This is a genomic window from candidate division WOR-3 bacterium (assembly GCA_011052815.1).
Lineage (GTDB): Bacteria > Hydrothermota > Tepidihabitantia > SM23-42 > SM23-42 > DRIG01.
This window is the reverse complement of record DRIG01000029.1, coordinates 37,512-48,432: the sequence shown is the minus strand read 5'-3', so window position 1 is coordinate 48,432 and position 10,921 is coordinate 37,512. Positions and strand designations below refer to the sequence as shown.

Here is a 10,921-nt window from a genome sequence, read left to right as displayed (position 1 = left end):
CTCATCCGTGATATGGGGGACCACCTGAACCGTCTTCCCCAGATATTCACCGCGCCGTTCCTTGGAGATCACCGAAAAATAAATCTGTCCGGTGGTGATATTATTCTCTTTTGTCAAAGACTCATTTAAAAATCTTTCATAATGACCCAGGTCCAGATCACACTCTGCACCATCCTCAGTCACATAAACCTCACCGTGTTGATAAGGATTCATGGTGCCGGGATCTACATTAATATAAGGATCGATCTTTTGAAGAGTCACTTTCAGACCATAGGATTTCAGAAGAAGCCCCATCGAAGAGGTGGCCACGCCTTTACCGAGAGAAGAAACAACCCCGCCTGTAACAAAGATATATTTAGTATCCATGTTTTAAAGTATAGTTAAAATGAACTTTATGTCAAGGATATTGAAATATCTACTTCTTCTTTTCTATCTTATACTCCTTGATTTTCAATCGCAGGGTATTGCGGTGAATGCCGAGTCGCCTGGCTGTCTCCATAAGATTCCAACCGGTCTTTTCAAGCATTGTACGGATATGTTTTTCCTCAATACCGCGTAAGGTCTCTGTCTCAAAACAGACAGGTTCCGACGCTCCGCCGAAAGGAAGATCTTTCGCATCGATTAAATTCGTGCGGCACAACACGACAGCCCGTTCCATAACATTCTCCAGTTCCCTGATGTTTCCGGGCCAATCATAGCGCATCAATTTATCAAGGGCGCTTCGGGAAAGCCCGCGTATCTTTTTGTTGCACCTGCAGGAAAATTTTCGTATGAAGTGCTCAGCCAGGGGTTTAATATCCTCTTTTCTCTCCCGCAAAGGTGCAAGATCGATTGATATCACATTCAAACGATAAAAAAGGTCTTCACGGAATTTCTTTTCGGCGATCTTTTTCTTCAAATCCTGATTCGTCGCTGAAATCAAACGGACATCGACCTTGATCGGTATATTACTGCCGAGACGTTCAAAGGTGAATTCCTGAAGCACCCGCAGAAGCTTGACCTGGGTACTGAGAGGCAGATCACCGATCTCATCAAGGAAGAGGGTACCTTTGTCGGCAAGCTCGAACTTGCCGATCTTGCGTTTTTCCGCACCGGAGAATGCACCCCGTTCATAACCGAAGAGTTCGCTTTCCAGGAGGGTCTCGGGCAAAGCCGCACAGGAAATTGCGATAAAGCGGTTGTGTTTTCTGTTACTGAGATTGTGAAGCAGACGTGCAACCACTTCTTTACCGGTTCCAGACTCTCCGCTGATCAATATCGTTGAATCCGATTTCGCCACCCTTGAGACCATATTAAGAACCTCTTTCATCTTTCTGCTCTCGGCGACGATGGATTCCGCTTCAAACTCCTCTGCCGCTTCTTCTCTTAAAATCTCCAGTTCCCGATGCAAATTTTCTTCTTCCTCGATACGCTCGATCTTCAAATCCAGCTCATCGAGATTAACCGGTTTACTCAAATAGTCGTAGGCGCCGATCTTCATCGCCTCAACCGCGGACTCCACGGTTCCAAAACCGGTGAGGATGATAAAATAAGTCTGCGGGTCGATCTCCTTCATCTTCATCATCGTTTCGAGCCCGTCGATCTCAGGCATCTTTAAATCCAGGATTGCAAGGTCGAAACCTGTGGTGCGGTTCTTCTCTATCGCTTCCTTGCCCGAAGCAGCCGTCGTTACAATATAACCCTTTTTCTTTAAATAATCGGCCAGCAGGGCGCGCTGGGCTTCTTCATCATCCACGACGAGGATATGCATTATATCAATTCTTTTTCTTTAATCTCCCGGCATAAATTTAAGGTGCCGAGAAGGAACATTCCTCCTCCGAACAACACCACAAAGAACTTTACGATAAAACCGAGCACCGGAATGAGGGTGATGATAAAGAGAACGACCATACCGACCAGAAATGAAAGATAGAGGGAGATGTCTCCTTCTTTCTTGAAGAGGGCGATCAGCTTTTCGCCGATTACCAGGGCGATGAATATCGACGAGACATAGAAGAATATCGTATACAGATATATACCGAAAATAGCAAGCGGCAAACCGATAAGGAGTGCAATCAGAATAACCACGACGATCGGAATAACAAACAGACCCAATGCTCCGAACCCCAGTGATTTCCACGGTTCATTAATCAGGGTATCCATTACGCGACGGACGAAATTCTTTGCTGTAGCAATAAGAAGAATCCCGACCAGTATCTTGGCGATGAAAAAGACCACTTTCAAAAACAATGCCAAGAAACCGATCATCGGTGCCACGGTTGAAAGGCTGGGCTGTTCTTTCTCTTTTTCTACGGGTTCTTCAAACTTTATCTCTCCACTGATGACCGCCCCATCTTCAATCTCAGGCTTGTTTTTGCCTCTCACTATAAGGTCACCGGAGATCTCTGTCCCGGACTCAATCACAATCTTATCCGCATCAACCCTGACATCACCGCCTGAACCGTTCATCGTGAACTTACCGACCCCGGCTTTGATCGACCCGGCTACATCACCGTCGATTTCAAGGTTGCCGCCGAAAGCCTTGAGGTCCCGACCGATACCTGCATCACCGTCTATGTACAGCTGTCCTCCGGCAAGCACCACATTTCGGGAAACCCTGCCGTTGATTGAAATATTACCGCCGCCCGCCCAGATACTCTTTACACTCTTCGCCTTGATATCGATATTCCCTGCGCCGCAGAAGATCGTCCCCTGAATATTTCCAAGCACGGTGACGCTCTGACCAAAGGCATAAAGATCACCGTTCACGTCGCCTTTGATCAAAATCTTCTGTCCGAACGCAATGAGGTCGTCATCGATAACCTGGTCTTCGGCAACCGTTATGTCGTCACCGCTTTTAAAAACCAATCCGTAAGCGGGCAACATAAATAAACATAAAAATATAACAATGAAACCTGTTTTCTTCAACTTCATTTTTACCTCCTCTTATTTAATCGAACTTCAAATGCAGTTCTTTTAACTGTTCCGGTGTCACCTCATCAGGAATCTTTTCCATCAACCCCTGAGCTGTAGTGGTCTTCGGGAAAGCGATGACGTCCCTGATTGAAGTCAACCCGGCGAGAATCATCACGATACGATCTATGCCCGGAGCGATCCCGCCGTGCGGCGGTGCGCCATACTCTAAGGCGTTCAGAAGCATCGTGTATTTATTCTTATCCATACCGGCGATTTCAAACAATTTCTCCTGCAATGCCCTGTTGTGGTTTCTGATACTGCCGGACGCAAGTTCGTTCCCGTTGCACACCAGATCATAAAGTCTGCCGCGGACACGCAGGGGGTCTGAATCAAGATAAGGAAGATCTTCTTTCCTGGGCTGGGTGAAGATGTGATGGCTCGCCGTAATCTTACCGGTCTTTCCGTCAATCTCAAACAGGGGAAAGTCATAGACCCACAGAAACATATAATCTTTTTTATATAGATTGTATTCGGCAGCGATTTCGTTTCTGAGTCCGCCGAGAAAAGTGAATACGGTATCGTCACCCGCCGTAATAATCAGTAAGTCCCCTGTTTCCATCTGGATCTTCGCCGCTGTTTCATGATCAAGAAGTTTTGCGATGCTTCCACGGAATTCCTGTTCACGCCTTGCCCAGAATATACCGCGCAGCCCGGCGGACTTTGCCCGGTTGTTCAACTCATCAAGCCGTTTTCTTGAAATCTTATTCTCCTTCTTGACGACAATACCCCTCACTTCTTTCACTCCCTCAAAAGGAGGAAAATCTCTTTCTTTGAAAAACTCTTTCAGATCGATTATCTCCATACCGAAACGGAGATCCGGCTTATCCGTTCCATACCGCTCCATGGCTTCGGCATAGGTCAAACGCGGAAAAGGCACCACAAGTTTCCGATCAAAAACAGTCTTCAGGATGTGAACGAACATACCTTCGGTAATCTGATAGACATCCTCTTCATCAACAAAAGAAAGTTCGATATCGATCTGGGTATGCTCGGGTTGTCTGTCGTGTCTGGGATCTTCATCCCGCATACACCGGGCGACCTGATAATACCGCTCAAAACCGGCGACCATCAGAAGTTGTTTGTACATCTGCGGGGACTGGGCGAGGGCATAGAATTTCTTTGGATACAATCTCGAAGGCACAAGGTAGTCGCGTGCACCTTCGGGCATACTTCGGGTGAGTATCGGGGTCTCAATCTCGATAAAGTCGTTATTGTTAAGATATTCCCGCATCGCACTGACTATCCGGTGACGCAGGATAATCACCCTCTGCATCGTTTCACGACGTAAATCAAGATAACGGTATCTCAAACGCAGTTCTTCGCCGGCTTTGACGTCGTTCTCAACGACAAAAGGCGGCACCTTCGACTTGCCAAGCACCTCCATACCGTCCACGTCAAGTTCAATATCACCGGTCGTCAACTTAGGATTTTTCTGCCCTTCAGGTCTCTCCCGCACCATCCCTGTTGCACGAATGCAATCCTGGGCTCCGAGGTCAACCGCTTCAGGATGCTCTTTGGGATCGATAACAAGTTGAAGCATGCCGGTACGGTCCCTTAGATCGATGAACAGCAAACCACCAAGGTTCCTGACCCTGTCGACCCAGCCGAAGACCTCGATCACCTCTCCTACATTTTCTTTTTTAAGCCGATCGAAAAATATCTTTTTAATGGAACACCTCGGTTATTTTTCTCCTTCGATGACGATCTCCGAGAAATCGCCGAACTTCAAGAAAAGTTTATGAATGAAACGGACCAGTGCAAGACGGTTGTTCCTCAAATCCTGCTCCTCACACATAACCAGTACATCGTCAAAAAACTTATCGATGTGGGGGCGCATATCCAAAAGTAGATTCAAAATCCCGTGGTAATTACATACCTTGAAGAGTTCCTTCAATTCGGTCTCTGTCTGCAGTCCCTTTTCATATAAGACCTTTTCAGCCTCTTCCTTCAATAAAGCGGTATCCACCCTGCCGACCTTGCCTGCACCCTTCAAGATATTCCTGACCCTTTTCTGTCCGATCACAAGTTTAACGAACTCGGGTCTGTCTCTGAATTCTTTAAGGGCGGAAGCCCTCATCCGGCTGTCCACGACATCACCTTTCCAGTCGGCGAGAATCACCTTTATCTCATCATATTTGTATTTCCTGTCATGGAGAAAACGTGTCACCCTTTCCATGAAAAAATCAAAGATTATTCTTTTATCGAACTCTTTCCTGTAAAATTCAAGGAGGGCTTCGATTATTTCAAAAAGCGAAATCCGGATTAAAAATTTATCTATTAAAGTAACCGCCGCATAGCCGTTTCTGCGTACTGCCAGGGGGTCGTAAGAACCACTCGGTCGGTTTCCGCTGAGAAAGGCACCGACCACATTATCGATCTTATCGACGATGGACAGAACAGCTCCTTCTTTTGTTGCAGGAAGTCGATCACCGGCGGATGTCGGAAGGTAATGTTCTTTGATCGCAAGTGCCACTCTTTCATCTTCACCGCCTGCACGGGCGTAATAGCCGCCCATAATCCCCTGCAATGAGGTGAAGTCCTTTTCCCGCACCATCTCGGAAAGCAAGTCTGCTTTACACAACAGGGCGGCGCGCTTCAGCACCTCAAGGTCGATTCCTTCCACCTTTTTAAAGTGTTCGACCACCTGACTCAGACGGACCGATTTGTCATATAAACTCCCCAGTCCCTTGATCCAGGTCATACCTTTAGTCTGTTTCAAAAGTTTATTCAATCCCTGTTTAAGATCGTTCTTGTAATAGAAATGGGCGTCGTAAAGTTTTGCGGCGACGACGTTTATAAACCCCTGCTTTACGTTCTGGAGGGCTTTCTTTTTCGCACTGAAGATACAGATGAATTTATTCGTCGGTTTCATCCATATCAAATTCCCCTGGGTTTTGAGTACGGTCTTCAAGACCTCTTCGGGCAGTTCGAGATAGCTCGAATCAAATTCACCGGTGACCGCCTCAGGATATTCTGTAACACAATTTATCTCTTCTATCATCTCATCACTGTATATCGGTTTGCCCTCGAGCTTAGCCGCGGCCTGTTTCAAACGTTTAAGGATTATCCTCTTCCGCTCCGCCGGGTCGGCGACGACTCCTCCGTGTCTGAGAAAGTTCAGGTATTCACGGGGTTTTTCAAGACGGATCGGTTTAAATGAAAAATGCTGATTGGGTGAAGAATAACGATCCGCCTTTACACCGGCAAGCTTGAACCTCAACGGCCTGCGGTCCAGAAGGGCGACGATCCAGCGGATCGGCCGCGGAAATTTCATATCTGAATCAGGCCAGATCATCGTCTTGGGAAACTCGAGATTACGGATAATCCCGGGCACCTCCTCATACAGGATATCCTCGGTAAGCATCCCCGCAATCTCTTTCTTGGCACAGACATACTCGCCCTTTTTGGTCTTCTTTATGGACAGCTGGGATTGTTTCAAGCCGTTGGCGTTCATAAATCCGACGAGCATCTGTGTCGGCTTATTGTCTTCATCAAAAGCCACCTTTTTCGGCGGACCCTGGATCTCGATGATCTGGGGTTTCTGCTTCCTGGGCAGACCGAGCACAAGCGTGCCGATCCGTCTCGGTGTATATATGACCCTCACCGACCGGTAAAAAATATGTTTCTTCTTTAAAAGCGTCACAACGCCGTCGGAAAGCTCCTGTGCCGACTTTTTAAGAAAAGAAGGCGGAAATTCTTCGAACCCGATCTCCAATAAAAAATCAATCATTTTCTTCACTCTCTGATCTTTCTTTTTCCAGATAGAGCCGTGCCGCCTGATTCGCAAGAGCCCTCACCCGACCGATCATCTTCGCCCGTTCTGAGATACTTATCGCTCCCCTTGCTTCAAGGATATTAAAAATATTCGAACACTTTATCGTATAATCATAACCGGGAAGCACCAGACCTTTTTCAAAAATACGCAATGCCTCTGCTTCATATTCATTGAAAAGAGATACTAAAAATTTCGAATCCGCTGTCTTGAAATTATATTCTGAAAATTCAATCTCATTCTGCCGATAAACATCACCCCAGGTCAATTCGTCATTCCATTTCAGATCAAAGATGGACTTCGCATTCTGTAAAATCACGGCGATTCTTTCCAGACCGTAAGTTATCTCAGCCGGAATCAACTGAAGATTGACACCGCCGGCTTGTTGAAAATAGGTGAATTGAGTGATCTCAAGACCGTCAAGCCATACCTCCCAGCCGAGTCCCCAGGCTCCAAGGGTCGGCGCCTCCCAATCGCCTTCGACGAATCTGATCTCATGCTCGTTCAATTTGAAACCGAGAGACTGAAGAGATTCGAGATACATTTTCTGGATGTTCCTGGGAGCGGGTTTCATTATGACCTGAAGCTGATAATACTGCTGAACCCGATGGGGATTCTCAGCATATCTGCCGTCGCGGGGTCGTTTTGAAAGTTCAACATAGCAGACATTCCACGGTTTTTTATCAAGGACCCGGATAAAGGTGGCGGGATTGAATGTCCCCGCCCCGACTTCGGAATTATACGGTTCAAAGAGCAGACAACCTTTTTTCTGCCAGTACTGTTTCAAATTCAAAATAATATTTTCAAAAGTATATGTCTTCTTCATAGTCCGAGTTCATCCGAGATCTTCTGCATCGATTTCAAACAGATATCAACAAATTCCTCCAGTTCCAGACCGAGATTCTTACAGGTCCGGATCTGTTCCCGATTGGCACCCGCAGCAAAACGCTTCTCCTTAAACCGTCTGAGCACGAAGTCGAGAGGCAGCGCCTTAAGGCTCTTGTCAGGATGCATCAACGCCGCAGCGACGATCAAACCGGTCAGGGGATCAGCCGCAAACAACGCCCAATCCAGCTGAGATTCCGGAGAAAGATGGCCGGCGTGGGCTTTTACCGCATGAATGATATCCGGTTCAAACCCCAGGGTCTCCAGATATTCGGCACCGACAAGTCCGTGTTTTGCAGGCTGTTTATTCGTCTCTTCGTAATCTATATCATGCACCAGACCGGCGAGCCCCCATTTATCTGCGTCGGCTCCGAGATGTTCAGCCAATCCCCTTAAACACGCCTCAGTGGCGAGACAGTGTTTAAAAAGATTGTTGTTCTTTAATCTCTCACGTAATATCCTGATTGCATAATCCCTTGTCATAGAAAATAATTATGCATATTTTCAAAAAAAAGTCAAGAAAAAGTTTGGAATGCGACTTGATTTAAAGAAAAATCCCTATATAATCTGATATGTTTACTCTTGTACTCGGTGGTGGAGCAGCCAAAGGCTATGCCCATATCGGCGTCTTGAAGTTTCTGGAAAAAAAGAAGATCAAGCCGCAGCTCATCGTCGGAGCGAGTATGGGCGCATTGATCGGTGGTTTTTACGCCGCAGGATTCAATGCCGCGGAGATCGAAAAGATCGCCCTTCAGATAACCAACGCAAAGAAAAGATGGCTCTTTCCTTTTCGACTCTCCACAAGAGGGCTCATCCACGACGCCCATATAATGGAATATCTCAAACCGTATTTCGCCGGGAAAAAGATCGAAAAATTACCGATAAGATACGCCGCGGTCGCAACCGATCTTGAGAAGAACTGTGAAATCATCATTGATCGGGGAAACCTGCTCAAGGCAGTCAGGGCGGCGATTTCAATACCCGGTCTTTTCATCCCTTATTCTTTTGAAGGCAGGATGCTTGTCGACGGCGGCTTTGTCGACCCTGTTCCGATCACCGCCGCCCTCAAACTGGGAGCCACAAAGATCATCGCCGTAAATGTCCTGAAAAGAATTGATTATAAACAGCGTAAAATCAGCACCGTAAAATCAAGTGGCAGAGATTACACCATCAAAGACGTCCTCACCAGGATAGTCGAATACACAACCTCACAATTGATTGTGCAGCAGGCAGAACATTTAAAGGAAGGTCTGCTGATAAACATCAATACCTCTGAGATCGGTCTCAGCCGTTTTGAAAAGGCGAAAGATGCAATCAGACTCGGCTACAGGCAGGCGAAGAAATACAGTAAAGAACTGAGTAAATTATTTGACAAATAGTGCAATCTTAATATAATTAAATAAGGAGTCGAAGAATGAAGATCATAGATCTGAGAAGTGATACCGTCACCCTGCCGACCGATGATATGCGTCAGGCTATGTTCAATGCGGTGCTGGGTGATGATGTATTTCATGAAGACCCGACAGTAAACAAACTTGAAGAACTGTCTGCCGAACTTATGGGTAAAGAGGCCGCTCTGCTCGTGGCGAGCGGAACAATGGCAAATCTCGTCGCGGTGCTCACCCATTGCGCCCGCGGTGAAGAGGTGATCCTCGGCAATGAAGCCCATATCTTCCGTAATGAAGCAGGAGGAATGGCCGCGCTCGGTGGAATACATCCCCATATAATCCCGAATCAACCCGACGGCACATTAAGATTGGAAGATATTGAAGGTGCAATCCGCGGCAAAAATGAACACTGGCCGCGCACCCGCCTTATCTGCCTGGAGAATACGCATAACTCCTGTTACGGCGCCCCTCTGACACCTGAATATACAAACTCAGTAGCCGAACTCGCACGTCGGCATAAACTCCGCATCCATCTCGATGGAGCGAGAATCTTCAATGCCGCCGTCGCCCTGAAAAAGGAACCCACGGAATTCACCCGCAATGTCGATTCCGTCTCTTTCTGTCTTTCCAAAGGGCTTGCCGCGCCGATAGGCTCAATGCTCTGCGGTTCAAAAGAATTCATTGCTGAAGCACGCCGTACCCGAAAGATTGTGGGCGGAGGTATGCGCCAGGCGGGCATCATCGCCGCACCGGGCATACTCGCCATAAAAAAGATGAGGGAACGTCTTGAAGAAGACCATATAAACGCCCGACGCCTGGCTGAAGGAATCGCAAAGATACCGGGTCTGTCCATTGAGATCGACCGGATAAAGACCAACATCGTCTATTTTGACCTCATCGATAAAAGATTGAACCCCGATGCCCTGGTGACCAGGCTGAATGAAAAGGGCATCAAATTTTTACGCACCGGTGCATTTCGTTTCCGGATGGTCACCCACTACGGGATCCTTCCGGAGCACATCGACAGCGCACTCAACGCCTTAAAAGAAGTAATGGCGCAAAATGTTTGACAAAGTAAATTTTTTAGATAAAATAGTAATACCAGTCGCTTGATATTTATTTACAGGAAAGGGAGGATATAAGAATGCCTGGAGAAGTAAAATTTGAATATGACCCAAAACTCAATATTGTCTTTACCGACGATGAAGGAGAAATCAAGACCCGTGAGGATGTAGACGATTTCTTTGAAAAATACAGAAAATTCTTTGAAAAACTCGGTAAAAAAGTCTATATGGTTTCACATATCGACGGCCTGCTTGTCAGGGCGCAGATCGCGGAATATTACGGTGAAAGAGCACGCGCCAATGTAGGCCATTATCTCCTCGGTTTTGCACGCTGGGGAACAAATGACTGGGCACGTATGACCGTCAGAACAACTTCAATGAAGGCTAAGATGACTGCGAACATATATGACACAAAAGAAGCCGCAATCGCCGCAATTCAAAAAATAAAAGAGAAGGCGGAACAGAAAGACTGAGCTTTTTGCACCAGATTATTCTGAGGGACGAAACAAGTACCTGACATCGAGTTAGAATATCGGAGTTATTTCACAAGCAAAAATTTCTTACTAACCTTGTCATTATCCTGTCTAAGTACAACAAAATAGATACCACTGGGAAGATCCTTTGTATCTATTCTTTCTTGATAATAACCAGGAAGTAGATTTTCTCGCATAGTGCAGTTGTAATAATGCCAACGGCAATAAAGCATCTCGCGATGTACATCATTTTAGCCTCCCTTTTTCTATAATTTTTCAACCCTTACCGTTCTTACTGTTAATAATAACAAAATTTTTCGTGTTGTCAAGATTTTTTAAATTCTTGTAATATCATTCCATTAATTATCTGGGTCCTCTCCACTT

At 46.4% G+C, this 10,921-nt stretch carries 11 protein-coding genes; 3 read left to right on the top strand and 8 right to left on the bottom strand.

Annotated features, from left to right (window positions below):
• The 7 genes from ENI34_02640 to ENI34_02610 form a co-directional block, all read right to left on the bottom strand.
• Positions 1-366: CTP synthase (locus ENI34_02640; protein ID HEC78024.1), on the bottom strand; the 366-nt coding region annotated here is incomplete at its 3' end.
• A gap of 49 nt (positions 367-415) precedes the next feature.
• Positions 416-1,750 (bottom strand): sigma-54-dependent Fis family transcriptional regulator, encoded by a 1,335-nt coding sequence (locus ENI34_02635; protein HEC78023.1) that lies wholly within the window; start codon positions 1,748-1,750, stop codon positions 416-418.
• Positions 1,750-2,913, bottom strand: a complete 1,164-nt coding sequence (locus ENI34_02630; protein ID HEC78022.1) for a hypothetical protein — start codon at positions 2,911-2,913, stop codon at positions 1,750-1,752. Before ENI34_02630 ends, ENI34_02635 begins: the two co-directional genes overlap by 1 nt.
• Positions 2,914-2,929: 16 nt before the next feature.
• Positions 2,930-4,624 (bottom strand): aspartate--tRNA ligase, encoded by a 1,695-nt coding sequence (gene aspS / locus ENI34_02625; protein ID HEC78021.1) that lies wholly within the window; start codon positions 4,622-4,624, stop codon positions 2,930-2,932.
• A 12-nt stretch (positions 4,625-4,636) separates the two neighbouring features.
• Positions 4,637-6,685 (bottom strand): glycine--tRNA ligase subunit beta, encoded by a 2,049-nt coding sequence (locus ENI34_02620; protein HEC78020.1) that lies wholly within the window; start codon positions 6,683-6,685, stop codon positions 4,637-4,639.
• Positions 6,678-7,553, bottom strand: coding sequence for a glycine--tRNA ligase subunit alpha (locus ENI34_02615; GenBank protein HEC78019.1), 876 nt, complete (start codon positions 7,551-7,553; stop codon positions 6,678-6,680). The genes ENI34_02620 and ENI34_02615 overlap by 8 nt, the downstream gene beginning before the upstream one ends.
• On the bottom strand, positions 7,550-8,095 hold the full coding sequence (locus ENI34_02610) for an HDIG domain-containing protein (protein ID HEC78018.1): 546 nt from the start codon (positions 8,093-8,095) through the stop codon (positions 7,550-7,552). The genes ENI34_02615 and ENI34_02610 overlap by 4 nt, the downstream gene beginning before the upstream one ends.
• An 89-nt stretch (positions 8,096-8,184) precedes the next feature.
• On the opposite strand from ENI34_02610, the gene ENI34_02605 reads away from it, so the two are divergent.
• The 3 genes from ENI34_02605 to ENI34_02595 all read left to right on the top strand — a co-directional run bounded on the left by ENI34_02605 (position 8,185) and on the right by ENI34_02595 (position 10,537).
• The gene (locus tag ENI34_02605; GenBank protein HEC78017.1) at positions 8,185-8,991 is read left to right on the top strand and encodes a hypothetical protein; all 807 of its coding nucleotides are present in this window, start codon (positions 8,185-8,187) and stop codon (positions 8,989-8,991) included.
• Positions 8,992-9,026: 35 nt separating this feature from the next.
• Entirely contained in the window at positions 9,027-10,070 is a 1,044-nt protein-coding gene (locus ENI34_02600; protein HEC78016.1) for a low-specificity L-threonine aldolase, read from the top strand.
• A gap of 74 nt (positions 10,071-10,144) precedes the next feature.
• Positions 10,145-10,537 carry a hypothetical protein gene (locus ENI34_02595; GenBank protein HEC78015.1) on the top strand — a complete coding sequence of 131 codons (393 nt, stop codon included), beginning with the start codon at positions 10,145-10,147 and terminating at the stop codon, positions 10,535-10,537.
• Between the two features lie 65 nt (positions 10,538-10,602).
• On the opposite strand, the gene ENI34_02590 is transcribed toward ENI34_02595, so the two are convergent.
• Positions 10,603-10,770, bottom strand: coding sequence for a T9SS type A sorting domain-containing protein (locus ENI34_02590; protein ID HEC78014.1), 168 nt, complete (start codon positions 10,768-10,770; stop codon positions 10,603-10,605).
• Positions 10,771-10,921: the final 151 nt, after the last annotated feature.